Origin of the sequence: Paenibacillus arenilitoris (assembly GCF_014705655.1) — a bacterium.
Lineage (GTDB): Bacteria > Bacillota > Bacilli > Paenibacillales > Paenibacillaceae > Pristimantibacillus > Pristimantibacillus arenilitoris.
Map to the genome: position 1 here is coordinate 278,765 of NZ_JACXIY010000002.1, position 23,738 is coordinate 302,502.

Consider the following 23,738-nt stretch of genomic DNA (forward strand, 5'->3'; position numbering starts at 1 on the left):
GTTCTATTCAAGGCGCTCAATCGTTACGTCTTTCCCCCCTAAAAAACTAAAGCGCTTTCAGTCGGTGCGGCCAAATCTCCTGCGGCTTCACAAACCGGACAAAAATTGCCATACTAAGAGGAGCGCACACTATCGTATTTATTGCCCATGAGCAGGAGGCAGCATGAATTTTTTGTTCGAGCCCGTCAAGATGGACGGCCAGTCGCTTCAATGGACGCACGGCCACCGTACGATCTCGTCTTATCCCGGCTTCTATCATTGGCATCAATGCATGGAAATGCTGTTCGTCCATGAGGGGGAAGGCTCGGTTATCGTGGATCAGAACGCGTACGAGCTGCGGCGCGGAATGCTGTTTTTGTTCCAGCCGTTCCAGCTGCATAAAATATTCGCGAGCGTGACCCCTGATAAGCCGTATAAACGGTCCATCGCCTTCTTCGACCCGGAGACGGCTTCCGAAGGGCTCATGTCATTTCCCCTTAGGCATGGCTTGTTCATGAAGCTTTGGCAGGGGAGAACAGCGGGGCCCGCTTATGACTTGATCGGAGATGCGGCGCAGGTGGAATCGATTCTGGCGGCGTACGACGAGATGCACCGCATGGGGAGAGGCCAGGAACGGGAAGAGATCGCGCTTCTGATGCTGCAGCTGACTGACCGCATTCAAGCGGCGGACAAGGAGCTAGGCGGAAGCGCGTCCGGGAACAGGCCTCTGCGCTATTCCGAGCGGATCATGCGCTGGATCGAGGCGCATTACGCGGAGGAGGCCGGCCTCGAGCAGCTGGCTGCCGACCTGCATTTGTCCAAATATTACGTATCCCGCGTGTTTCGCGAGGAGACGGGAAGCAACCTATCCGATTATTTGACCGCGCGCCGGATCAAGCACGCCTGCAGGCTGCTGCAATCGACGACGCAATCGGTGGAGCATATCGGGATGCAGGTCGGGTATGCGACCCCCTCTTATTTCATTTCGACGTTCAGGAAGGTTATGGGCACGACGCCGCTCAAATACAGGCAGCGGCATACCGGCGACTAATTCGATAACTTTTTTGGAAGGAGCATGCGAAATGACCGAGCAGGAAGTACAGCAAATCGTTGTCGTACCGTTCGATCCGGACTGGTCCCGGCAATTCGAGCGGGAGAGGGGGATCGTCTCGGAAGCGCTGGGCCCGGCGCTTGCCGCGGTCGAGCATACGGGGAGCACGGCCATTCCTAACCAGGCGGCGAAGCCGATCATCGATATGTTCGCGGCCGTCCGTCCGTTCGCGGAAGCATCCGTCTATGCGGATAAGCTGAGCCCTGCGGGTTACTCCTACGTCGAGACGGGGATGGAGGGCCGTTACTTGTTCGCGAAGAAGCGGGGAGGCGTGCGGACCGGCCATCTGCATATCCTTCCGCTGGAAGGATTCTACGAGCGGAACGAGCTGCTGTTCCGCGATTATCTCCGGGCGCATCCGGATTTCGTGAGGCAATACGGCGAGCTTAAGCAAAGGCTGGCCGAACAATTTCCATCGGACGGCGAACAATATACGCGGGCGAAGACCGCCTTCATCCAGCAGGTCGTCGACCTTGCGCGGCAAGAGAAGGGGCTGCCCTGGCAGAACGTATGGGAAAGCCAAGTGTAAACGGCTGACGCTACGCACGAACCGCAAGCTGCATCTAGCGCAGCTCGGTTCGGTGCCATCCTTTGGCGGCATAAGCTCGTTTCGCGATGAAATAGAAGCTAATTTATAGGTGCAAAACTTATAGAATCTTATATTTAAAAAAGAACGGTAACCGCGATTGCAGTTACCGTTCTTTTCTTTTATGCCGCTCTTAGTTGATCACGCGTCTTGCCGTGACGTACCGCTTCGCCCAATAGCTGCTGCCCAGGCTCGTAACGGTAACCCCTTTGCTGGAGGAGCTGTGGATGATTTTATTGTTGCCCGCGTAGACGGCTACGTGGCTTATGGACTTGCCGTTCGTTTTGAAAAACACGAGATCGCCCATGCTTAGCGAGCCTTTGCCCACCTTCTTGCCGACCTGCGCCTGCGCCGTCGACGTTCGGGGCAATTTAACGTCGAAGCCCTTGAACAAAAATTGCGTAAACGACGAGCAATCGAAGGCATATGTAACGCCGGCCGGCGCGCCGAACTTATAAGGCGTTCCGATGTATTCCTTGCCCGTGGCGATGAGCTCTCTCGTTTCCGGCGTTGCCGCCTGCGCCTTCTGCGCAAAAGTTCCGAACGTTATGGCCGACATGACGATCGCGCTGCATAAGCCTGCTTTGGCAATCGATTTCAAAAGGTTTGATTTTCTCATGCTGTCATGATGTCCCTCCGCGTTTCGTATTATGTGTTTGACTATACCATATCCGCGGATGGCCAATTATTGCCAATGAGAGCCCGGGTGCAGCTTTCGCACGGGAAGCGGGCATTTATGAGAATTAAATGAAAAAAAATTAATGCAACCTTGCCGGCTGCGTTTATTTCGGCTTGTTGGCCGGCCTTGCGTTATGGAGCAGCGTATACCATTCGTCCCTGGTCATGAGCTCGGCTTGGCGTACGGCATCCTTGCACGCGACGATTCTCTCCGGATTGACCGTTCCGATGACCGGCTGGACGAGAGCCGGGTGCTTCATCAGCCATGCGAGCACGATCGATTCCGGCGTCGTTTCGTTCCGCTTCGCCAGCTCCTGCACGAGCTCCGCCGTCTTCAGCTCGGCCTCGGAAGCGTTCTCGGACACTCGCCCGGAGAATCGGCCCTGCGCAAGCGGTCCCCATGCCTGGATCTGGATGTTCTCCATTTGCATGAACTCCATAAGCCCTTCCGGGAAGCTGTCGTTCAGGCCGGCCTTCTGGTTGACGTGCATGCCGTGATCGATCCAGTCGTGGCGCAGCAGGCTCATCTCGATCTGATTGACGACGATCGGATCGGGCAGCGCGCGCTGCAGAAACCGGATTTGGCCGGGGCTCATATTCGATACGCCGAAGTTGAGCACCTTGCCCGACAGCTTAAGCCGCGTGAACGCTTCGGCGATTTCGTCCGGCTCCATGAGCGGGTCCGGGCGGTGAAGAAGGAGAATATCGATATATTCCGTCCCGAGGCGCTCCAGAATGCCGTCCACCGCGGGCAGGATATGCTCTTTCGAGAAGTTATAGCGGCCCGGCAGATCGTCTTCCGCCAGTTGAATGCCCGCCTTCGATTGCAGCACGATCTGCTCCCGAAGTCCGGGGCGCTGCTTCAGGACGCGGCCGAACACGGACTCCGCCTTGCCGCGCGTGTAAATATCCGCGTGATCGAAGAACGTAATGCCTACCGACAAGGCCGCGTCGATCGCGCGTTCCGCTTGAAGAACATGCTCGGACGTATAAGCCTCCTCGGCGTTCCAGCTTCCGCCGAATCCCATACAGCCCAGCGCCAGCCGGCTGCTTGATAGTCCGCGTCGCTCCAGCGGCATCATTTTCATATTGCATCAACCTCCGCCTATTTAATAGATTTGACGCCTCTATTATACCTTGTTCCTTCCGGCAGCGATAAGCACTGAAAAAAAGTTCAGTAACTACACCCGAGCGTTTGAAATCTTTCTTAAAATCGCGCTATTCGATCGATTGCAAGCGATGCTCCTTTGGTGCTACATTACAGAGGGAATGCGATAGCGACAATAGCTGGGAGGAAAATAGGATGGCTTTGCTTACATGCAATTTTTTCTCGGAAACATTAGGTCTCAGCACGTCGATGACGGTCATATTGCCGCAGCAGACCGCCTCGCAAATCGGGATGGAGAGCCGCGGCGGGCAGAAGAAGCATAAGACGCTTTATTTGCTGCACGGCTTCTCCGACGACGATACGATCTGGACGAGAAGAACGTCGATCGAGCGATACGTGGCGGAGCTCGGCCTCGCGGTCGTCATGCCGAACGTGCACCAAAGCTTCTATACGGACATGGCGTACGGCAATAAGTATTGGACGTTTCTGACCGAAGAGCTGCCCTTGCTTGCCCGCTCGTTCTTCCCGCTCTCCGAAGCCCGAGAGGACAATTTCGTGGCCGGCCTGTCGATGGGGGGTTACGGCGCCTTCAAATGGGCGATCCGGCATCCCGAACGGTTCGCCGCGGCGGGCAGCTTGTCCGGGGCGCTCGACATGGCCTACCATATCAAGGATCCGAGCCTTCCGCACATGAAGCACTATTTCAAGCTGATATACGGCGACCGGGAGCTTACCGGAACGCCGGACGATCTGCTCCATTCGATCGCGCGCCTCGGGGAGTCGGATTCGCCGAAGCCGGCGCTGTATCAATGCTGCGGGACCGAAGACTTTCTGTACAACGACAATTTGGCGTTCCGCGCCGCCTGCGAGCAGTCCGGTTATTCGCTTCTTACGTACGAGGAAGGGCCGGGGAGCCACGAGTGGGGGTATTGGGACGAGCATATTCAGCGTTTTCTGAATTGGCTGCCGCTCGAGAAGGAGTAACGGGCATTTTTTTGTTGCAAAATGATTGCGCTCGCTTTATGATTTGGGTTATAGGATTAATGATTTTATTACTGAATAAATAATTATATTAATCCAATGACCAAACGGAACGAAAGCGAGGGCGATACGAGTATGGCAAACCGCGTGACGATCAACGCAGACATGCCGGCAGGCACGATTAACCGCAACATTTACGGCCACTTCTCCGAACATTTGGGCCGCTGTATTTACGAAGGGATTTGGGTGGGCGAGGATTCGCCGATTCCGAACACGAACGGCATCCGCAACGACGTCGTGGCGGCGCTGAGGAACATTAACATTCCCGTATTGCGCTGGCCGGGCGGCTGCTTCGCCGACGAGTACCATTGGAAGGACGGCGTCGGCCCGCGCGAGAGCCGCAAGAGGATGATCAACACGCACTGGGGCGGCGTCGTCGAGAACAACCATTTCGGCACGCATGAGTTTCTGATGCTGTGCGAGATGCTCGAATGCGAGCCTTACATCTCGGGCAACGTCGGCAGCGGCACGGTGCAGGAAATGTCGGAATGGGTGGAATACATGACGTTCGACGGCGTGTCGCCGATGGCGCAGTGGCGCGAGGAGAACGGCAGGGAGAAGCCGTGGAAGCTGAAATATTTCGGCGTCGGCAACGAGAACTGGGGCTGCGGCGGCAGCATGCGCCCGGAATATTACGCGGACGAGTACCGGAGATACCAGACCTACGTGCGCAATTACGGGGGCAATAAGATCCACAAAATCGCCTGCGGACCGAACGTGGCCGATTACAACTGGATGGAGGTCGTCATGCGCGAGGCGCACCGGATGATGGATTCGATCTCGCTGCATTACTACACCGTTCCGGGCGAATGGCACGCCAAAGGCGCCGCGACCGGCTTCAGCGAGGACGAATGGTTCGTCACGCTGCATAAGGCGCTCTATATGGACGAGCTGATCAAGCGCCATTCCACGATCATGGACAAATACGATCCGGACAAGCGGGTCGGGCTGGTCGTCGACGAATGGGGAACGTGGTTCGACGTGGAGCCGGGCACGAATCCGGGCTTCCTGTATCAGCAGAACACGATCCGCGACGCGCTCGTCGCCGGGCTTACGCTGCATATTTTCCATGAGCATTGCGACCGCGTCCGGATGGCGAACATCGCGCAGGCGATCAACGTGCTCCAGTCGGTCATTCTGACCGAAGGCGAGAAGATGGTGCTGACGCCGACGTATCACGTGTTCGACATGTACAAGGTGCATCAGGACGCGACGCAGCTTAAGGCGGAGTTCGAGAGCGAGCCGTACGTCCGTGGCGGCCAAAGCATTCCGCAAGTCTCCGTATCCGCTTCGAAGGATGCCGAAGGTCGGATTCACGTCAGCCTCTGCAACCTCGACAACGCGAACGGAGCGGAGGTCGCGATCGACCTGCGCGGGCTGGCGGCAAGCGGCCTGACCGTAACGGGAACCGAGCTGACCGCTTCGGCGAAAGACGCGCATAATACGTTCGAGCAGCCTGATGCGGTATCGCCGAAGCCATTCCGCGAGTTTGCCGTGAACGGCACTTCGGTAAGCGCCAAGCTGTCGCCGATGTCGGTTACCGTTCTCGAGCTGTCGGCGGTCTAGGCGGCGCGGGCATGAGCGGCAACGGCCGGTGCAAGGGCTGCGGCGACGACTACCGCGTGACGGACGAACAGATTGACCGGATGCTTGCGGCGCCGATGTTCGCCTCGGACATTTGCGTTCCGGACGAGGTATACGAGAGCCGCCTGCGTCAGTGCGCCGGCTGCCCGAAGCTGCAATTCGGCACGACCTGCGCCGTCTGCGGCTGCTTCGTCAGAATCGCCGCGAAATTCAAGGACCGCGCTTGCCCGCTCCCCGGCGACAGCCGCTGGGCGAAGTTGGCGTGAGCCGGGCCGGTAGACAACTTGCTTGTAACGGCAAAAAGAGCCGGGCGCGCGCCGCCCGGCTCTTTGCTATGCGATTAGTTGTACTTCGGCAGCCAGCTGCCGTGCGCCTCGATCAGGTCGTCGCAAAGCGAGACGATGTCGTCCATCGACAGCTCGGCGGACGTGTGCGGATCGAGCAGCGCCGCGTGGTAAATATGTTCGCGCTTGCCGGTCACCGCCGCTTCGATCGTCAGCAGCTGGGTGTTGATGTTCGTGCGGTTGAGCGCGGCCAGCTGAGGCGGCAGGTCGCCGACGTACGTCGGCGTAACGCCGCTTCTGTCGACGAGGCAAGGGACCTCGACGCACGCTTCCTTCGGCAGGTTCGTGATCAGCCCCGTGTTCATGACGTTGCCGCCGATTTTGAAAGGAACGTTCGTCTCGATCGCTTCGAAAATATACGAAGCATACTCGTGGCTCCGTTTGTGCTCGAGATTGCGGTCGTTCACGAGCGACTCGCGCATCGATTTCCAGCCTTCGATCTGGTTCACGCAGCGGCGCGGGTATTCGTCAAGCGGGATGTTGAAGCGGTCGACGAGCTCCGGATAGCTGCGCTTGATGAAGTACGGGTGATACTCGGCGTTATGCTCGGACGATTCCGTCACGTAGTAGCCGAACTTCAGCATCAGCTCGTAGCGGACCATGTCGTGATGCTTTTCCTTCTGCTTCTCGGCCGCCCGGCGTTTGATTTCCGGATAAAGGTCGACGCCGTCCCGCGTCGCCTCCAGCAGCCAGGCCATATGGTTAATGCCCGCGATTTTGGTTTTGACGCCAGCCGGATCGATTTCGAGATGCTTGAACAGATGCGGTACGCACACTTGGACGCTGTGGCATAGGCCGACCGTGTTCACGCCGCCGTGCGTGTTCATGACGTTCGTCAGCACGGCCATCGGATTCGTGTAGTTCAGGAACAGCGCGTCCGGACAGACCTCGTTAATGTCCCTCGCGAAATCGAGCATGACCGGGATGGTGCGCAGGTTGCGGAAAATGCCGCCGATGCCGACCGTGTCGGCGATCGTCTGACGAAGGCCGTACTTCTTCGGCACTTCGAAATCCGTAATCGTGCACGGATCGTAGCCGCCGACCTGAATGGCGTTCACGACGTATTTGGCACCCCGGAGCGCTTCCTTCCGGTCGGAGTAAGCCTTGATTTGGCAGGTGCTTCCGCTGGTCTTCCTGATGTTAAGCAGCATCGTCTCGGAGTCCTTCAGACGCTCCGCGTCAATATCGAATAAAGCGATTTCAAAGCCTTGCAGCGCCGGCGTCTGCATGACGTCGCCCAGAATGTTTTTGGCAAAAACGGTGCTTCCTGCTCCAATAAACGTAATTTTGGACATGATTCACTTTCCTCCATTCGGTTTTGTTCTGACACCTTCAGTATAAGGACACCCCTCGGAAATGGGTATGGAAGGAACGAATCAATATATGGAGATTTGTTGCGTCCTTTAGTATGATGGTGGAAGCAGCCGATCGGGGGGAGAGTGGTGAAGACGCATCATAGCATATCGATGAGCATTAACGCGGCGCCGCTAAAAGGAGAAATGTCGGTTTTATTCAGCGGCCAAGGCGCGCCGGTAGGCGGACATTTCATCGGTCCGGCCGTGCACGGCTACTACTTGATCCATCTCGTGCTGGACGGAGAAGGCGTATACGAGACGCTCGGCGAATCGCATACGCTCGGAACGGGGGATGTATTCGTCATCTTCCCGGACATCTTGGTCAAATACGAAGCCGACAAGAGCAACCCTTGGAAATACATGTGGGTCGCCTTCTCGGGGGAGATCGTGGAGGAATCGCTCACTTCGATCGGCATCGCGCCGGATCGGACCGTCATCCGAGGCTGTTCGCTGCCTGCGATGAAGCGGATGTTCCGAAGCTTGCGCAAAAGCTTGCAAAGAGCCGACTTCCCTAAGGCGGGCAATATGGAAGCCTCGGGCTGGCTGAGGCTCATCCTGAGCGAGCTGGCGCTGCTGCGGCAGCCGGCGGAGACGGAGGCGGAGGCGCCGCCTTCCCGTTCGTTCCGGCAAATCGACCAGGCGATTCGCCTGCTGTCGCTGCAGTACGGACAACAGCTTTCCATCGAGGGGATCGCCCATACCCTCGGCTATCACCGGGCGCATCTGACGAAGCTGTTCAAGGAAGCGACGGGCTTGTCGCCGATGCAGTTTCTGTTCAAGATAAGGATGAAGAAGGCGGAGGAGCTGCTCGGGGGCGAGCTGACGATCGCGCAAATCGCGGCATCCGTAGGCTACAACGACCCGTTGTTCTTCACCAAGCAATTTCACAAGTGGAGCGGTCTGTCGCCGACCGAATTCCGCAAGGGAAGAAGAGAAGAAGGCAGGCTGCCGTAGGGAGGTCAACGGCTGCCTGCCTTCTTCATTTGGCGGACCAACGCGCGGCGTCTTATTGCGCCAAATCCTTGACCGACCGGCGGATGATCAGGTCGGCGGGGAGGACGATTTTCTTCCAGGGCAGCGCGGCCGCCGCGCCCCGCTCGTCGATACGTTCGATGAGCATCTGCATCCCCATATAGCCGAACTGGTACGCCTGCTGGGCGGCCACCGTCAGGAACGGCTCGGACTCCGAGTAAGGCCCCAAATCGTCGAAGCAGACGATCGACATATCGTCCGGCACGCCGATTCCGCGGTCGCGCAGCAGCTTCATCGCCTCGATGGCCAGCACGTTATTGCCCGCGACGATGGCGGTCGGGAGCGGGTCCATCCGCTCGATCCACTGCTCCATCTCCGTCAGATCCTTCAATGGCCCGAAGCTTGTTTCATACACGTACCGCTCGTCGCAGGGGAGATCGTTCAGCTTGAGCCCCTCCTGGTAGCCCTGCAGCCTGAGGCGCGCGCTGGAGATCGACGAGGAGCCGTTCACCATCGCGATGCGGCGGTGACCGCGCTCGATCAGGTACTCGACGAGCCGCCGCGCGCCGTCCTTGCTGTCGCCGAGCACGATGTCGCATTCGATGCCGGGCACCTCGCGGTCGAGCAGGACGAAGGGCACATGATGCCTCCGCAGCGATTCCAGATGCGGCAGCGACGGGTCGCCCGCGGGCGCGACGAGCACGCCGTCGACGCGCGCCGTCAGAATCGTCGTCACGTAATCGGCTTCCTTCTCGAGGCTCTCGTCGCTGTTGCCGAAGAGGAGGCGGTAGCCGGATTTTTTGGCGGCATCCTCCGCGCCCCTCGCCAGCGTCGTATAGAACGGATTCATAATATCGGTGATGAGCAGGAAGAGCAGCTTCGTCTGCTGAAGCACGAGGCTGCGCGCCGTCTGGTTCGGCACGTAGTTCAGCTCCTCCATGACGCGCCTTACTTTCGCTCTCGTCTTTTCGCTGATTTTGCCAGTGTTATTGATAACTCTGGAGACGGTCATCGCGGATACGTTTGCTTTGGCCGCTATGTCATAAATCGTTACCATCTGTCTGTCTCCTTATCGCTAAATCGTAATAACTATCATACAAAAAAGTAAGCGTTGACAGCAAGGGTTATCCTTGCTATTTTAAGGTTATCGGTAACATTATTTCGATTAATGGAGGTAGTTATCATGACGGACAATAACTTTCGTTTCCAATCCGGCTTTCCGAAGATCGGCATCCGGCCGACGATCGACGGCCGCCGCAAGGGCGTTCGCGAATCGTTAGAGGAGCAGACGATGAACATGGCCAAAGCGACGGCCAAGCTGCTGTCGGAGCATCTGCGTTATCCGAACGGCGAGCCCGTCGAGTGCGTCATTGCCGACAGCTGCATCGGCGGCGTGGCCGAAGCGGCCGCCTGCGCCGACAAATTCGCGAAGTCGGGCGTCGGGGTATCGATAACCGTCACGCCTTGCTGGTGCTACGGCACGGAGACGATGGACATGGATCCGCATATCCCGAAGGCGGTATGGGGCTTTAACGGCACGGAGCGTCCGGGCGCCGTGTACTTGGCGGCGGTGCTGTCCGGCTATGCGCAGAAGGGGCTTCCGGCCTTCGGCATATACGGCGAGCACGTGCAGGACGCGGGCGACACGACGGTTCCGGAGGACGTGCAGGGCAAGCTGATCGGCTTCGCCAGAGCCGCCCTTGCGGTGGCGTACATGAAAGGCAAATCGTACTTGTCGATGGGCTCGGTATCGATGGGCATCGCCGGCTCGATCGTGAACGACCAGTTTTTCCAGGAATATCTCGGCATGCGCAACGAGTATATCGACATGAGCGAATTCGTGCGCCGCATGGATGAGCATATTTACGATCCCGCGGAGTATGAGAAAGCGCTTGCTTGGGTGAAGGAGAACTGCATTGAAGGACCGGACAACAACCGGGATGAGCTACAGCAGTCGAGGGATAAGAAGGACAAGGACTGGGAGACCGTCGTCAAAATGACGCAAATCGCCCGCGATTTGATGATCGGCAATCCGAAGCTGGCGGAGCTCGGCTTCGGCGAGGAAGCGCTCGGGCATAACGCGATCGTATCCGGCTTCCAGGGGCAGCGGCAATGGACGGACCATTTCCCGAACGGGGATTTCCTGGAGTCGATCCTGAACTCCTCCTTCGACTGGAACGGCATCCGCGCGCCTTACATCGTCGCGACGGAGAACGACAGCCTGAACGGCGCGGTCATGCTGTTCGGTTATCTGCTGACGAATACGGCTCAGATCTTCGCCGACGTCCGCACGTACTGGAGCCCGGAATCGGTCGAACGCGTAACCGGCTACAAGCTCGAAGGCGCCGCAGCCGACGGCGTGCTTCATCTGATCAACTCCGGCTCGGCGACGCTGGACGGCACGGGCGAGCAGTCGAAGGACGGCAAGCCGGCGATGAAGCCGTTCTGGGAAATTAGCGAAGAAGAAGCGCAGCAATGTCTCGACGCCACCTCGTGGCGCCCGGCCAACACCGAATATTTCCGCGGCGGCGGCTACTCTTCGGACTTCATGACGCGCGGCGGCATGCCGATGACGATGTCCCGGCTCAACCTCGTGAAGGGCATCGGTCCCGTCCTGCAAATCGCGGAAGGGTATACGGTCGACCTGCCGGCGAACGTACACGACGCGCTGGATCAAAGGACGGACCCGACCTGGCCGACCACTTGGTTCGCTCCGGTCATTACCGGCCAGGGGGCATTCCGTTCCGTCTACGAAGTCATGAACAACTGGGGAGCGAACCACGGTTCGATCAGCTACGGCCATATCGGCGGCGATCTCATTACGCTCGCCTCGATGCTTCGCATTCCGGTCAGCATGCACAACGTGGCGGAGGAGCGTATTTTCCGTCCGCGCGCCTGGGGCCTGTTCGGCACGGCGGAGCTGGAAAGCGCGGACTTCCGGGCTTGCCAAAACTTCGGACCGGTCTATAAATAAAACGGAGGTTCAACCATGAGCAGCACGGAAATTCGAAACGAGCTTTGCAAATACGCCCGCAAGACTGTCGCGAATAAGCTGGTCGTCGGACCGGGGGGCAACATCAGCGCCCGGTTCGACGGCAAAATGTACTTATCGCCGAGCGGCTTCGCCCTAGACGAGGTCGAACCGCATCAATGGGTCGAGGTCGATATCGAGACCGGCGCCATTACCGATATCGGCCTCCGGCCGTCGTCCGAGGTGCTGATGCATCTGTACGCGTACCGGGCGAATCCGGACATCGGCGCGATCGTGCATACGCATCCGCCTTACTGCATCGCGTTCACGCTGGTGGAGCGGGAGCTGCCGATCATGTTCCCGGACCAGGCGGCGCTGGTCGGCAAGACGGTATACGTGCCGTACGTGCTGCCGACGACGGATAAGCTCGCCGACGCTTACGTAGCGAAGGTAAACGAAGCGAGCTCCGTCTTGCTCGGCAACCACGGTCTCGTCACGTCCGGACGCAATTTGCGCGAGGCTTACTACCGGACCGAGGTCGTCGAGGAAAGCGCGAAAATTTATTTGATCGCTACAGCGATCCGCGAGCCGAAGGCGCTCACGAAGGAAGAATTCGAGGAGATCGCCTCGCTCGAGAGCGAGGCTTACCGGATCGAATTGCTGCAAAAAATGAAGTGATTTGCGCGGGTAGAAGTCAGAATCTGTAGGGAGGCTAACAGGATGGAGAAGCTAGCGACCGTGCTTGCCTTTGACCTCGGGGCCGGCAGCGGAAGAGCGCTGATCGGCGAGCTGCTGCCCGAAGGGCCGGACGGCGCCCCGAAGCTTGCGGTAACCGAGATTCACCGGTTTCCGAATCACGCCATCGCCGTGAACGGGCATTTGCACTGGGATATTTTGCGCCTGCTTCACGAGCTGAAAGCCGCGATCCGCAAAGCGTTCCAGGAAGGCTATCGTCCGCAGACGTTCGGCATCGATACGTGGGGCGTCGACTTCGGGCTGCTCGACGCCGGCGGCGAGCTGCTCGGCAACCCGTATCATTACCGGGACCCGCAGACGGAAGGCGTCGCCGAGGAGCTGATCGCGCGGTTCGGGAAGGAAAGCTTGTACGAGCAGGGCGGCCTGCAGTTCATGCCCTTCAACACGATCAACCAGCTGTTCGCGATGAGCAAGGCGGCGTCGCCGAAGCTTGCGGCGGCCGACACGCTGCTGCTGACGCCGGACCTGCTTGCCTACTTCCTGACCGGCAAGAAGGTTTGCGAATTCACGATGGCGACGACGACGCAGCTGTACCGGCCGAAGGAGCAGGCCTGGAATACGGAACTGATGGAGAAGCTGGGCATTCCTTCGCGCTTGTTCCTGGAGCCGATTCATCCCGGTAGGACGATCGGCCCTCTGACTCCCGAGGTATGCGAGGAGCTTGACGTGCCCGCGATCGAAGCCGTTGCCGTCGGGACGCATGACACGGAGTCGGCGGTCGCCGCCGTTCCCGCCAAGGAAGGCGAGCCGTTCGCCTACCTCGTCTGCGGCACCTGGTCGCTGCTCGGGACGGAGCTCGCGCAGCCGCTCGTTACGCCCGAGGCGATGGCGCTCGACTTCTCGAACGAGGGCGGCGTAGGCGGAACCTATCAGCTGCTCAAGAACATAATGGGGCTGTGGATTTTGCAGGAATGCAAGCGCGAATGGGAGGAGCAGGGACGCGACGTTTCTTACGCGGAGCTCGTCGCGCTCGCCGAGCGGGCGGAGCCGTTCCGCAGCTTGATCAATCCGGACGACCCGACGTTCTACGCGCCAGCCGGCATGGTTGATCGTATACGGGCTTATTGCAGGGAAACGGCGCAGCCCGTGCCCGAATCGATGGGCGAGACGGCAAGATGCGTGCTGGAAAGCTTGGCGCTGCGGTACCGTCAGGCGCTCGAGCAGATGGAGGAGCTGACCGGACATGCGTACGAAGGGCTCCATATGGTCGGAGGCGGCATTCAGAACAAGCTGCTCTGCCGGCTTACCGCGGACGCGATCGGCCGCCGGGTATGGACCGGACCCGTCGAAGCGAGCGCGATCGGCAACATGCTCATGCAGCTCGTGGCGCTCGGCCAATGCTCGAATTTGCAGGTGGCTCGCCGGCTTGTGGCAGCCTCGTTCCCCGTGGAGGCGTATGAACCGTCCGGGGCGGCGGAATGGGATCGCGCGTACGAAGCTTTTAAACAATTGGCGGCCCGATAGGGCCGGATTTCACGAGAAGAGAGGAGGAGGTCTAGATGCTGATCGGCATTTCCAAATTGATTTCGCCCGAGCTGCTGAAGGTGCTTAGCGAGATGGGGCACAGCGACGAAATCGTACTCGCGGACGGCAATTTTCCGGCGGCCAGCCACGCGCAGCGGCTCATCCGCGCGGACGGCCACGGCGCCGCCGAGCTGCTTGACGCGATTCTGAGACTGTTCCCGCTGGATCAATACGTATCGAAGCCGGCGGTTCTGATGCAGGTTACGCCGGGCGATCAAGTGCAAACCCCGATCTGGGACGAATACCGCGCCGTTATTAAGGAGCGCGCGGGACTGGAGGAAGCCGTCGAGGAAATCGAGCGGTTCGCCTTCTACGAGCGGGCGAAGCGCGCGTATGCGGTCATCGCCACGGGCGAGTCGGCGTTGTACGCGAATTTGATTTTGAAGAAGGGCGTCATTGCGGAGTAGTCCGCGAACATAGACGGCGGAGCGTTCGACCTTGGTCTTGCGCTCCGCTTTTTTTGCGCTTTGTAACGGGTCCGGGCGGCTCATAGCCAACGCTTAGCAAGGAACTTGAGAATACTGTGTCGAATAAGAAGAGCATGTCGGCAGCTGCATGTCCGATTGCTTTCCGTCAGATCTTTTCTAAATCAGGGAGGTTGAATAATGAGTAACATTGACCTTGAATCCCATATCGGTGAAGTTCTGTCCGTTAGCCGCAGCGCAACGCATGCCTTTAGCAAACAGACTTTCGAGTCGATCAGGCTCCTCGCCGGATTAGGCGTGGAGGGCGATGCGCATATGGGAAAAACCGTAAAGCATCGTTCGCGCGTGGCGCAAAATCCGGATCAACCGAATCTTCGCCAAGTTCACCTCATTCACTCGGAGTTATTCGACGAACTGCGGGATGCCGGTTTTCAAGTCCAACCCGGGCAATTGGGCGAGAACATAACGACCCGCGGGGTCAATTTGCTCGGATTGCCGACGGGAACCAAGCTTTCTATTGGCGAGACGGCCCTTATTGAAATTACGGGACTCCGCAATCCTTGCGCGCAAATCGAAAACTTTCAGACCGGGCTATTGAACGCGGTTTTGGACCGCGATGAGCGTGGCAGCCTCGTCCGAAAGGCCGGAGTAATGGGCATCGTGTTAACCGGGGGAGAAGTCCGGATTTCGGATTCCATTCGCGTGAGCCTGCCGGCGAAACCGTATCGCCCACTCGAACGGGTCTGACTGCCGCGATCGTTGAAATTCAATCGCATAAGATTAGAGCCGCAGCACCATCAGGTCCTCGTCCCAATAACGGCCTTGCCATTTCAAGGCGTTCGGTTCCACGCCGTAAATCTCGAAGCCCAATGCTTCGTACAGCTTCTTCGCGGAATCGTTGCCGGATACGACCGTCAGATGGATTTGCTCCAGCCCGTCGCAAGTTCTTGCCCTGCTTACGAGCTCGAGAAGAAGGGCTTTGCCAAGCCCGCTTCCCCGCGCTTCCGGCGCCACGTACATGCCGTATACATTCCCTTTATGGGCGGTTTTCATGCCGGTATCGCGGATAAACGTCACGATTCCGACTAATCGGTCGTCTTCCGTTACGGCGCCCAAAACGAATTTGTCTTTGGACGGCTTCAACCGTTCCGCGAAGGTTTCAAGCGTTAGCGCCGCATCTCTCTCGTACGTCGCTCCGAATGCCTCGGGGTCGACGATCAATGCGTTCAATCTCAGTTCCTTGTACAAGGCGGCGTCCGCTTCCCGCAAAGTTCTTATACTATACATCGTCGTCTCCTCCTAACGCTGTCTGGTTTCCAATCGCGCTCTACTATAATCCTCGCGAAGCAGTCCGTAATAACAAATGTCCTCGTAATGCCCCCATTTCAGCAAATGCTGACGGAAGGTGCCTTCATATTGCATGCCGATTTTTTTCATGACGCCGGAGGAACCGGGATTTTTGGTCATCGCGGCCGCGACGATTTTGTTCAGGCCTAGCTCGTCGAAGCCGAATCGGACGATTCTCCCCGCGGCCTCCGTCATGTAGCCGTTGTTCCAGAAGCGGGTACCGAGCCAATAGCCGAGTTCGGCGCGGTTATGGTTGTTGTCGATGTTCATGCCGATCGAGCCCATGAAGGTGCCGGCTTCTTGGTCAAGGACGGCGAACGAGTAGCCGTCTCCCTTGCCCGCAACCTCCGCGCGCCGCTCGATGAAAGCCGCCGCCGACCCTCTAGGATAAGGATGCGGAATGTTCAAGGTCGTCCGCGCGACGTCGCAATCGTCGATCAACCGCTCCAATACGTCCGCGTCGCCTTGTTCCAGCAAGCGCAGGGTCAACCTTTCCGTATGAATAACCGTCATGCCGCCCACCTCCAATAACGATGAAATTTCTATTTAGTATAATGGAAATTTTGGAAGATTCAATCCTTTTGTGCGGAGCGGTATTGCATGCGGAATTTCTTCGGCTTCCGGCCCGCGTGCTTGCCGAAGCAACGGACGAAGTAGGGGAAGGAGCCGAATCCGGTATCCTCGGCGATTTTGCCGATCGGCTCGTTCGTATGGATAAGCAGCCGCTTCGCCTGTTCGATCCGGTGGCGGGTCAAATATTCGAGCGGCGTGCAGCCGAACGCTTTTTTCATGCAGATGGCAATGTAGTTCGGGTGAAAATGAAGCTCCTCCGCCATCTGCTTATAGCGGAGCGGGTCCTTATAATGCTTGCGCAGGTACAAGGCAGCCTCCTCGGCAATATGCCAATACGGGCTGTCCGCTGCGCCGCCGCTTTCCTCCTGCAGCTTAAGAAGAAGAGCTTGGAACAGCTGCTGCCGGACGAACCGGAAATGCGCGGACGGCTGCTCGTGCAGCAGCTGCAGCTCGCGCAGCTTCTCCGCAATGTCCTGCGGCGCTTGCAGTCTCCGGTGACGGGGCAAATAAAACGGAAAATATTCGATCTGCGCGAACGGATGGCTCTGCTCGGCGACGGCGAAAGGCTGCCTCTCGTCCATCACGCTCCAATCGCCGACCGTCTGGAAATGGAGCCAATGAAAGTGGGTTTCTTCCAGGCAGGGCTGCGCGGTGCGATGCGGCCGATCCGGGCGAAGAATGGCGTAATGGCCCGCCGCGATGTCGATCCGCTCGCCGTCTTCCTCCATGTACAAGCAGCCGCGCGTGACGACGATCAGGTCGAACACGCCGATGTTCGAACGGGCCGCGTGCTTGCCGCCAGCCGGGTACGTATCCTCGCTTCCGATAATATAGTGGGGCATGGGGGGACAAATGAATTGGAACATTCGGTCGGCGCTCCTTTGCTGCTAGTATTCGCTTTATCATAGGCCAAATCTAAGCAATTGGCAACGGGACCGCTGCCTATGCGATGTTGCGATCGGATAAAAACAGGTTGGTATCGGCTATTCAGCCTCCATCGGCCCGCGTGGTATATTCGGGTTGAACCTAAATCGAGCGAATGGAGTGAACGTAACCGATATGAGCAAGCTGCATGAAGCGTTTGGAGCGCTGCCGCTCGGCAGCATTAAGCCCGAAGGATGGCTGTATAACCAGCTCCGCATCCAGGCGGACGGATTTTCGGGGCATTTGGAAGAGCATTGGGGCGACGTCGGTCCGGCTAACGGCTGGATCGGGGGGGGCGGAGAGAGCTGGGAGCGGGGACCGTATTATTTGGACGGCCTGCTGCCGCTCGCTTATTTGCTCGGGGACGAGCGTCTGATCGCCAAGGCGAACCGTTGGGTGGAATGGTCGCTCGCCAGCCAGAAGGAGGACGGCTCGTTCGGTCCGGCGCGTATACAGACGATCAACAGCGAAGTCGACAAGAATCAGGACTGGTGGCATTTCATGATCATGCTGAAGGTCATGATGCAATATGAGGAAGCGACGGGGGACGAGCGCATCGTTCCGTTTTTGACCAAATTTTTCGGGTACGTCCGGCGCACGATCGAGGAGCAGCCGCTCAAAGGCTGGGCGGAATCGCGCGGCTCGGAGATGCTTCTGTGCCTGTTGTGGCTGTACAAGAAGACTGAGGACCGCGAGCTGCTGAAGCTGGCGGAAATCGTGGCCGGGCAAACGTTCGACTGGACGGATATTTTCCACGACTTCCCGTTCTGGCGCAAGGTGGAGCATTGGGATTACCGGACGCATGTCGTCAACGTCGCGATGGGCATCAAGACGCCGGGCATCCTGTACGAGCTGACGGGGGACGCCGTCCAGCGGGACGCGGTCCATCGCGGGATCGACAGCTTGATGACGCATCACGGACAGGCGCACGGCATGTTCTCCGGCGACGAGTGGCTGTCCGGCACGCATCCGAGCCAAGGCGTCGAGCTTTGCGCGGTTGTGGAGTACATGTATTCGATGGAGCAGCTGACCCGGATATTCGGCGAAGGGCGCTTCGGCGATATTTTGGAGAAGGTGGCGTTCAACGCGCTGCCGGCGACGATCAGCAAGGACTGGACGTCGCATCAGTACGATCAGCAAGTGAACCAGATCATCTGCAACGTCGCGCCGAGAGCTTGGAGCAACGGCGCGGACGCGAATATTTTCGGCTTGGAGCCGAATTTCGGCTGCTGCACGGCGAATATGCATCAAGGCTGGCCGAAGCTGGCCTCGCATCTGTGGATGAGCGACGGCCAAGGCGGCCTGGCGGCCGTGTCCTACGCGCCTTGCGCCGTGAACGCATCGGTCGCGGGCGGCGTGAAGGCCCAGGTTCGCGTGAGCGGCGACTATCCGTTCCGCGACGAAGTGACGATGGAGCTGTCGCTCGAACGCGGCGCCTCGTTCGGGATTTCGCTGCGGATTCCGGCCTGGTGCGCCGGCGCGAGCCTGACCGTGAACGGGGAGCCCGTCCAGTTTGATGCCGTGAACGGCTATGCCCGCGTCGAGAGGGAATGGCAACCCGGCGATAAGCTGCTGCTCAAGCTGCCGATGGAGGCGCGCGCCGTATCGCGCAATCTGTTCGCCGTCAACGTGGAGCGCGGGCCGCTCGTCTACGTGCTGCCGATCGAAGAGAACTGGCAGCTCGTGAAGCAGCGCGAGCTGTTCCACGACTGGGAAATCTATCCGGCTTCGCCGTGGAAATACGGCCTGCTGGCCGATGCCGGATTCGACGTGGAGGTAAGCGCGGACCCGATTCCGTATCAGCCGTTCGACGCGTCCGTCGCGCCGATCCGGCTGAAGACCCGCGGCAAGCTCGTGCGCGATTGGAGGATGGCGGGCAACAGCGCCGATGCGCCGCCGCTCCGGCCGAACGTCGAAGGGCAGCCGGAGACCGAGCTCGAGCTTGTGCCGTACGGCAGCGCGAGGCTGCGCGTCGGCGAATTCCCGCTCATCGGCGAGCGCGCGACGGTTAATCGAATGAAAAGATCGTAACCTTTCGAGAGGGGCTGACTTGCCGGGCTTGGACCGGGCCGGTCGGCCTTCTTCTATTGCACTTACCTAATCCGTGCCTGCGACGGGGTCATCCCTTTATACTGCTTGTACAGCTTCGTGAAATAATTCGCGTTCTCGCAGCCGACCCTGGAAGCGATCTCGGCTATCGAATCGCTGCTCTCGTGGAGCAGCCGCTCCGCCTCGTTCATTCGGCATACGTTGACGTATTCGACGAACGTCCGCCCGGTCAGCTTTTTGAACAGCTTGCAGAAGTGGTACGGATTCAAGCTGACCTGCTTCGCGGCTTGCTCAACGGACATTTTCTCGGCGAAACAGGTTTCGATCCATCCGATCAGCTGCTTGAAGCGCTCCCGGTTCGCGAAATAAGGCTCGCTAGTCTTGCCGCCGGACTGCCGTTCCAGGAACGTGCGGGACAGCAAGGTGAACAGCGCGTGCAGCTTCGACTTTACGACCAGCTGGTACGCGGGCGGCTTCTCGGTCAGCTCGGCAACCGCCTCCTCGAGCAGCGAATAGTAGCGCAGCACCGCATTGTCCTGCTCGGCCGGCTTGACGGGAAATCGGAGGCGTCCCTCCAGGTAAGGAGCTACGAATTGGGCGTGCACGGGATCATGCACCCAGTCGTTGAACAACGAGGCGTTCAGGACGATGCAGTCGTAACGGACGTTCTCTTCCTTCAGCGCATAGCCGACATGAAGTCCGCCGCCGGGAATGAGGATGACGTCTCCCGTGTCCGCGACGTACGGACGGCTGTCGATATGGAACACGGCGCTTCCTTCGCGCATGATGATGATTTCAAAATGCTCATGCCAATGCAGATAGAGGACGCAGTCGTTCGGCTTCGCATCGGGCCGGGCATTTCGGAACAGCCTGACCGGATACGTTTTATGCTCGAGCCGGGTATTCTCCCATAGCTCCTTCGGGTACGTCATGTCGATTTCACCACCACAAGATTAGACTAGTAATACGCAAGATTGTTTAGAGTAATCTGAAAATGGCCCCGCTATAATGAAGGTGTTACGTTAACTATATGCCAAAATTGGAGTGGTAACAAGGATGGATAACCAATTGCGCATCGGAACGCTTGTAAGCGGAGGCAGCGCGGATAAAGTCATTCCGCAAATCGTGGGGCATGGGTTCGAATCGTTTAATTTAACGTTCTGGCAAACGACCGGCAATACGGACTTGGCAGAAACGGCGAGGCGGGTTCGGGCGCTCGCGGATGAGCACGGTTTCATCGTGCCGGCCGTCAGCGTATTCGGCAATCCGCTTACCGGTGCCGGGGACAACGCGGATACGCTGGCGAGCTGGGAGCGCCTGATCGACAGCGCGCATCTTTTTGGGGCCGATATTGTATCCGGTTTCACGGGAAGGCTGACCGGCCGGCCGATCGACGAGTCGATCCCGAAATTCAAGGAAGTGTTCGGCGAGCTGGCCAGGCGCGCGGCCGACCGGGGCGTCCGGATCGCTTTCGAGAACTGCGACATGGGCGGAACATGGGCGACCGGAGACTGGAATATCGCGCATAATCCGACCGCTTGGGAAATGATGTTCGACGCCGTGCCGGATGACAACATCGGCCTCGAGTGGGAGCCGTGCCACCAGATGGTCAGCCTGATCGATCCGATCCCGCAGCTGCGCAAGTGGGCGGGCAAGGTGTTCCACGTGCACGGCAAGGACGCGACGATCGCGTGGGACGTCGTGAAGGAATACGGCATACACGGGCCGAAGCCGTTCGTGTGGCACCGCACGCCGGGGTTCGGCGACAGCAATTGGAGCGACATCATTACGATTTTGCGCCAGAACGATTACAAAGGAACGATCGATATCGAAGGGTGGCACGATCCGGTCTACAAGGGCGAGCTGGAAATGACCGGCCAGGTGCACGCGCTGAATTATTTGAAGCGCTGCCGCGGCGGCGATTTCGTACCGAATCCAATCTAGGGAAAGCGATAGGGAGGCATGAACCAAATGACGATCAAGCATCGGGTCGTCGTCGCGGGCTGCGGCGGCATGGCGAATACATGGGTCGATTACGCGAAAGACAGGGAGGATACGGAAATCGTCGGCCTGGTCGACATTAAGGAGGAGTTCGCGAAGGCGATGGCCGAGCGGAAGGCGCTCGCTTGTCCGACGTTTACCGATATCGCGGAGGCGATCAGGGCGACCGGAGCCAATCTCGTGTTCGACGTGACGATCCCGGCGAGCCACTATACGATCGGCACGACGGCGATGGAGCTTGGCTGCCACGTATTCGGCGAGAAGCCTCTGGCGGAAACGATGGGCGAATGCGCCGGCATCGTGCGCTTGTCCGAAAGCACGGGCAAGACGCACGCGGTGATGCAAAACCGCCGCTTCGATCCGCGCATCCGGGCTTTCCGCAATCTCGTTGCCGGCGGCACGATCGGCAAGCCCGGCTTTATCGGCGCCGATTTCTTTATCGGGGCGCATTTCGGCGGCTTTCGCGACGCGATGGAGAGCCCGCTGCTGCTCGACATGGCGATCCATACGTTCGACCAGGCGAGGTTCATCGCGGGCGTCGACCCGGTATCCGTATACTGTCACGAATTCAACCCGCCGGGCTCCTGGTACGAAGGGAATGCGATGGCGATATGCATTTACGAAATGTCGGACGGCTCCGTCTTTAATTACCGCGGTTCCTGGTGCGCGGAAGGGGCGCCGACGTCCTGGGAAGCTTCGTGGCGCGTAACCGGCGAGCACGGCACCGCGATTTGGGACGGGCATGGCGCGCCGTTTGCGGAAGTCGTGGCGGGCGTCGATCAGACCGGCAAGTTCATCCGAGAATACAGGCGAATCGACGGCGAGCTCGTCGAGATGCGCAACACGTTCCATCGAGGCTGCCTCGATGACATGTTCGCTTCGCTGGCGGAAGGGCGCAAGCCGGAAACGGATTGCGGCGACAACCTTTACAGCATGGCGATGGTGCTTGCCGCGCTCGAGAGCGCCAAGACGGGGCGCAAGGTCATGATCGCCGATTTTATACGGGAAGCTTCAGGCAATTGAATGACGCGGCGGCCTTGAATGGCCGTCGCTTTCTTTTGCCTAGGAATGACGATTGTCCTCGCCTTGCTCTTTAGGATTAGCCGGGACTGTCACCGATCGTGCTTCCCCGGCGCGGTTGACAAGCTTCGGCCAACAAGAGCACAATGAAGCATATACATAGGAGAAAGTAGGCGAAGCTTATGTCATCATTGGTACAATCGGTTCAAAAGCTGGCCGCCGGCTTCGACGAACGGACGCTCAAGTCGATCGAGATCGAGCCGCTGGTCATTGAAGCGGGAGCCATTCGCGGAGTCGCGCCGTATTTGAAGGAGCAGGGGTATGCCCGCGTCGTCGTGGCGGCCGATGGCGTGACCTGCGAAATCGCCGGCCGAACGATCGAAGAGGAAGCGGCGGCGCTCGGCATTTCGGTCGCGATTACGATTATCAAGCCGGATAAGCAGGGCGACGTCATCGCGGACGAAGCTTCGATCATTCAGCTGCTGCTCGATATCCAGCACCATGAAGCGCAGGTCGTCGTGGCGGCCGGTTCGGGTACGATACACGATATTTCCAGATACGCCGCCTACACGGCGGGCATCCCGTTCGTGTCCGTTCCGACGGCTCCGTCCGTAGACGGCTTCAATTCCAAAGGCGCGCCGATCATCATCCGGGGAGAGAAGAAGACGATCGCGGCGATCGGGCCGGACGCGATTTTCGCGGATTTGGCCATTCTCGCCGCCGCTCCGGCGGCGATGGTCGCGGCGGGCTTCGGCGACATGCTCGGCAAATATACGTCGCTGTTCGATTGGCGCTTCGGCGCCGCCGAAGGCGGCGAGTCGTACGCCGAGCCGGTTGCCGAGATTACGAGACTGGCGCTGGCCAAATGCGTGGATCACGCGGACGCGATCGCCCGCCGCGATCAGGAAGGGGTGCGGATTCTGATCGAGGCGCTGATCGAATCCGGTCTGGCGATGCTCCTGTTCGGTCAGTCGCATTCGGCGTCGGGTTCCGAGCATCATCTGTCCCACTACTGGGAGATGGAGTATATCCGTCTCGGCAGGAGGCAGCTGCTGCACGGCGCCAAGGTCGGCGTCGCCTGCGCGGAAATTTCGAAGCTGTATCACCGGCTTGCCGCCGAGGAAGCGGGGCTCTCCTTCACCGCGGACCCGGCCAAAGTCCGCGAGGCGATCGCGGCGCTGCCGGACGAGCGGACGATCCGCTGCTGGCTTCGCGCCGTCGGCGGTCCGTCGACGACGGAGGAGCTCGGCGTTGACGCGGAGCTGCTCGCGCGCAGCCTGCGCGAGGCGCATCGCGTGAGGCCGAACCGTTATACGCTGCTTCGTGCGTATAATACGAAGCAGCTCGGAAGATAAGGCGGCGAATGTGGGTTATGGTGCTTTTTTGCACC

23 protein-coding genes are annotated in these 23,738 nt (G+C 59.0%); 15 read left to right on the forward strand and 8 right to left on the reverse strand.

Features of this window, described 5'->3' with window-relative positions:
- Positions 1–163: 163 nt before the first annotated feature.
- Entirely contained in the window at positions 164–1,030 is an 867-nt protein-coding gene (locus IDH41_RS02640) for a helix-turn-helix domain-containing protein (protein WP_190858022.1), read from the forward strand.
- Between the two features lie 31 nt (positions 1,031–1,061).
- Positions 1,062–1,619 carry a GrpB family protein gene (locus IDH41_RS02645; RefSeq protein WP_190858024.1) on the forward strand — a complete coding sequence of 186 codons (558 nt, stop codon included), beginning with the start codon at positions 1,062–1,064 and terminating at the stop codon, positions 1,617–1,619.
- A 190-nt stretch (positions 1,620–1,809) separates the two neighbouring features.
- Here the strand turns inward: IDH41_RS02645 and IDH41_RS02650 are convergent, their stop codons facing one another.
- Positions 1,810–2,295, reverse strand: coding sequence for a C40 family peptidase (locus IDH41_RS02650; protein ID WP_190858026.1), 486 nt, complete (start codon positions 2,293–2,295; stop codon positions 1,810–1,812).
- Positions 2,296–2,458: 163 nt separating this feature from the next.
- A complete protein-coding gene (locus IDH41_RS02655) occupies positions 2,459–3,442 on the reverse strand; it encodes an aldo/keto reductase (protein ID WP_190858028.1) in 984 nt (327 codons plus the stop codon).
- A gap of 215 nt (positions 3,443–3,657) precedes the next feature.
- Here IDH41_RS02655 and IDH41_RS02660 point away from each other — a divergent pair, with 215 nt between their 5' ends.
- From IDH41_RS02660 to IDH41_RS02670, 3 genes are all read left to right on the forward strand, one after another.
- Positions 3,658–4,446: an alpha/beta hydrolase gene (locus IDH41_RS02660; protein ID WP_190858030.1), complete on the forward strand. Its 789-nt coding sequence runs from the start codon at positions 3,658–3,660 to the stop codon at positions 4,444–4,446.
- 132 nt (positions 4,447–4,578) lie between these two features.
- Entirely contained in the window at positions 4,579–6,069 is a 1,491-nt protein-coding gene (locus tag IDH41_RS02665) for an alpha-N-arabinofuranosidase (RefSeq protein ID WP_190858031.1), read from the forward strand.
- A gap of 11 nt (positions 6,070–6,080) precedes the next feature.
- Positions 6,081–6,353 (forward strand): DUF6171 family protein, encoded by a 273-nt coding sequence (locus IDH41_RS02670; RefSeq protein WP_190858033.1) that lies wholly within the window; start codon positions 6,081–6,083, stop codon positions 6,351–6,353.
- A gap of 74 nt (positions 6,354–6,427) precedes the next feature.
- On the opposite strand, the gene melA is transcribed toward IDH41_RS02670, so the two are convergent.
- Entirely contained in the window at positions 6,428–7,726 is a 1,299-nt protein-coding gene (melA, locus tag IDH41_RS02675; protein ID WP_190858034.1) for an alpha-glucosidase/alpha-galactosidase, read from the reverse strand.
- 147 nt (positions 7,727–7,873) lie between these two features.
- Here melA and IDH41_RS02680 point away from each other — a divergent pair, with 147 nt between their 5' ends.
- Complete coding sequence (locus IDH41_RS02680) at positions 7,874–8,740, forward strand: AraC family transcriptional regulator (protein WP_317890671.1); 867 nt, start codon at positions 7,874–7,876, stop codon at positions 8,738–8,740.
- A 52-nt stretch (positions 8,741–8,792) separates the two neighbouring features.
- Here the strand turns inward: IDH41_RS02680 and IDH41_RS02685 are convergent, their stop codons facing one another.
- The gene (locus tag IDH41_RS02685) at positions 8,793–9,815 is read right to left on the reverse strand and encodes a LacI family DNA-binding transcriptional regulator (protein WP_190858036.1); all 1,023 of its coding nucleotides are present in this window, start codon (positions 9,813–9,815) and stop codon (positions 8,793–8,795) included.
- Between the two features lie 126 nt (positions 9,816–9,941).
- Here IDH41_RS02685 and IDH41_RS02690 point away from each other — a divergent pair, with 126 nt between their 5' ends.
- From IDH41_RS02690 to IDH41_RS02710, 5 genes are all read left to right on the forward strand, one after another.
- Positions 9,942–11,732, forward strand: coding sequence for an L-fucose isomerase (locus IDH41_RS02690; protein ID WP_190858038.1), 1,791 nt, complete (start codon positions 9,942–9,944; stop codon positions 11,730–11,732).
- Positions 11,733–11,747: 15 nt separating this feature from the next.
- A complete protein-coding gene (locus IDH41_RS02695) occupies positions 11,748–12,407 on the forward strand; it encodes a class II aldolase/adducin family protein (protein ID WP_190858040.1) in 660 nt (219 codons plus the stop codon).
- 42 nt (positions 12,408–12,449) lie between these two features.
- Entirely contained in the window at positions 12,450–13,949 is a 1,500-nt protein-coding gene (locus IDH41_RS02700) for a rhamnulokinase (protein WP_190858042.1), read from the forward strand.
- Positions 13,950–13,984: 35 nt separating this feature from the next.
- Entirely contained in the window at positions 13,985–14,416 is a 432-nt protein-coding gene (gene fucU / locus IDH41_RS02705) for an L-fucose mutarotase (protein WP_190858043.1), read from the forward strand.
- A gap of 198 nt (positions 14,417–14,614) precedes the next feature.
- Positions 14,615–15,181, forward strand: coding sequence for an MOSC domain-containing protein (locus IDH41_RS02710; protein WP_223829383.1), 567 nt, complete (start codon positions 14,615–14,617; stop codon positions 15,179–15,181).
- A gap of 33 nt (positions 15,182–15,214) precedes the next feature.
- Here IDH41_RS02710 and IDH41_RS02715 read toward each other — a convergent pair whose 3' ends face one another.
- Genes IDH41_RS02715 through IDH41_RS02725 form a run of 3 tightly spaced genes read right to left on the reverse strand, consistent with a single transcriptional unit; the run spans position 15,215 to position 17,220 of the window.
- Positions 15,215–15,721, reverse strand: coding sequence for a GNAT family N-acetyltransferase (locus IDH41_RS02715; protein WP_190858044.1), 507 nt, complete (start codon positions 15,719–15,721; stop codon positions 15,215–15,217).
- Between the two features lie 12 nt (positions 15,722–15,733).
- Entirely contained in the window at positions 15,734–16,294 is a 561-nt protein-coding gene (locus IDH41_RS02720; protein ID WP_190858045.1) for a GNAT family N-acetyltransferase, read from the reverse strand.
- A 59-nt stretch (positions 16,295–16,353) separates the two neighbouring features.
- On the reverse strand, positions 16,354–17,220 hold the full coding sequence (locus IDH41_RS02725; RefSeq protein ID WP_190858046.1) for a helix-turn-helix transcriptional regulator: 867 nt from the start codon (positions 17,218–17,220) through the stop codon (positions 16,354–16,356).
- A 178-nt stretch (positions 17,221–17,398) separates the two neighbouring features.
- Between IDH41_RS02725 and IDH41_RS02730 the strand changes: the two genes are divergently transcribed.
- Positions 17,399–19,309, forward strand: a complete 1,911-nt coding sequence (locus tag IDH41_RS02730) for a beta-L-arabinofuranosidase domain-containing protein (protein ID WP_317890672.1) — start codon at positions 17,399–17,401, stop codon at positions 19,307–19,309.
- Positions 19,310–19,371: 62 nt separating this feature from the next.
- Here IDH41_RS02730 and IDH41_RS02735 read toward each other — a convergent pair whose 3' ends face one another.
- Positions 19,372–20,259 (reverse strand): helix-turn-helix transcriptional regulator, encoded by an 888-nt coding sequence (locus IDH41_RS02735; RefSeq protein WP_190858047.1) that lies wholly within the window; start codon positions 20,257–20,259, stop codon positions 19,372–19,374.
- A 124-nt stretch (positions 20,260–20,383) separates the two neighbouring features.
- Here IDH41_RS02735 and IDH41_RS02740 point away from each other — a divergent pair, with 124 nt between their 5' ends.
- From IDH41_RS02740 to IDH41_RS02750, 3 genes are all read left to right on the forward strand, one after another.
- Positions 20,384–21,271: a sugar phosphate isomerase/epimerase family protein gene (locus IDH41_RS02740; protein WP_190858048.1), complete on the forward strand. Its 888-nt coding sequence runs from the start codon at positions 20,384–20,386 to the stop codon at positions 21,269–21,271.
- Between the two features lie 27 nt (positions 21,272–21,298).
- Positions 21,299–22,351 (forward strand): Gfo/Idh/MocA family protein, encoded by a 1,053-nt coding sequence (locus tag IDH41_RS02745; RefSeq protein ID WP_190858049.1) that lies wholly within the window; start codon positions 21,299–21,301, stop codon positions 22,349–22,351.
- A gap of 179 nt (positions 22,352–22,530) precedes the next feature.
- On the forward strand, positions 22,531–23,703 hold the full coding sequence (locus tag IDH41_RS02750; RefSeq protein WP_190858051.1) for a sn-glycerol-1-phosphate dehydrogenase: 1,173 nt from the start codon (positions 22,531–22,533) through the stop codon (positions 23,701–23,703).
- Positions 23,704–23,738: the final 35 nt, after the last annotated feature.

Bases quoted from the DNA above. Each gene is read 5' to 3' on its own strand.
- IDH41_RS02720 (WP_190858045.1), bottom strand. From the start codon at position 16,294: ATGACGGTTATTCATACGGAAAGGTTGACCCTGCGCTTGCTGGAACAA.
- IDH41_RS02640 (WP_190858022.1), top strand. From the start codon at position 164: ATGAATTTTTTGTTCGAGCCCGTCAAGATGGACGGCCAGTCGCTTCAA.
- IDH41_RS02740 (WP_190858048.1), top strand. From the start codon at position 20,384: ATGGATAACCAATTGCGCATCGGAACGCTTGTAAGCGGAGGCAGCGCG.
- fucU (WP_190858043.1), top strand. From the start codon at position 13,985: ATGCTGATCGGCATTTCCAAATTGATTTCGCCCGAGCTGCTGAAGGTG.
- IDH41_RS02685 (WP_190858036.1), bottom strand. From the start codon at position 9,815: ATGGTAACGATTTATGACATAGCGGCCAAAGCAAACGTATCCGCGATG.
- IDH41_RS02670 (WP_190858033.1), top strand. From the start codon at position 6,081: ATGAGCGGCAACGGCCGGTGCAAGGGCTGCGGCGACGACTACCGCGTG.
- IDH41_RS02700 (WP_190858042.1), top strand. From the start codon at position 12,450: ATGGAGAAGCTAGCGACCGTGCTTGCCTTTGACCTCGGGGCCGGCAGC.
- IDH41_RS02715 (WP_190858044.1), bottom strand. From the start codon at position 15,721: ATGTATAGTATAAGAACTTTGCGGGAAGCGGACGCCGCCTTGTACAAG.
- IDH41_RS02645 (WP_190858024.1), top strand. From the start codon at position 1,062: ATGACCGAGCAGGAAGTACAGCAAATCGTTGTCGTACCGTTCGATCCG.
- IDH41_RS02710 (WP_223829383.1), top strand. From the start codon at position 14,615: ATGAGTAACATTGACCTTGAATCCCATATCGGTGAAGTTCTGTCCGTT.
- IDH41_RS02665 (WP_190858031.1), top strand. From the start codon at position 4,579: ATGGCAAACCGCGTGACGATCAACGCAGACATGCCGGCAGGCACGATT.
- IDH41_RS02725 (WP_190858046.1), bottom strand. From the start codon at position 17,220: ATGTTCCAATTCATTTGTCCCCCCATGCCCCACTATATTATCGGAAGC.
- melA (WP_190858034.1), bottom strand. From the start codon at position 7,726: ATGTCCAAAATTACGTTTATTGGAGCAGGAAGCACCGTTTTTGCCAAA.
- IDH41_RS02660 (WP_190858030.1), top strand. From the start codon at position 3,658: ATGGCTTTGCTTACATGCAATTTTTTCTCGGAAACATTAGGTCTCAGC.
- IDH41_RS02650 (WP_190858026.1), bottom strand. From the start codon at position 2,295: ATGAGAAAATCAAACCTTTTGAAATCGATTGCCAAAGCAGGCTTATGC.
- IDH41_RS02655 (WP_190858028.1), bottom strand. From the start codon at position 3,442: ATGAAAATGATGCCGCTGGAGCGACGCGGACTATCAAGCAGCCGGCTG.
- IDH41_RS02745 (WP_190858049.1), top strand. From the start codon at position 21,299: ATGACGATCAAGCATCGGGTCGTCGTCGCGGGCTGCGGCGGCATGGCG.
- IDH41_RS02690 (WP_190858038.1), top strand. From the start codon at position 9,942: ATGACGGACAATAACTTTCGTTTCCAATCCGGCTTTCCGAAGATCGGC.
- IDH41_RS02735 (WP_190858047.1), bottom strand. From the start codon at position 20,259: ATGACGTACCCGAAGGAGCTATGGGAGAATACCCGGCTCGAGCATAAA.
- IDH41_RS02695 (WP_190858040.1), top strand. From the start codon at position 11,748: ATGAGCAGCACGGAAATTCGAAACGAGCTTTGCAAATACGCCCGCAAG.
- IDH41_RS02750 (WP_190858051.1), top strand. From the start codon at position 22,531: ATGTCATCATTGGTACAATCGGTTCAAAAGCTGGCCGCCGGCTTCGAC.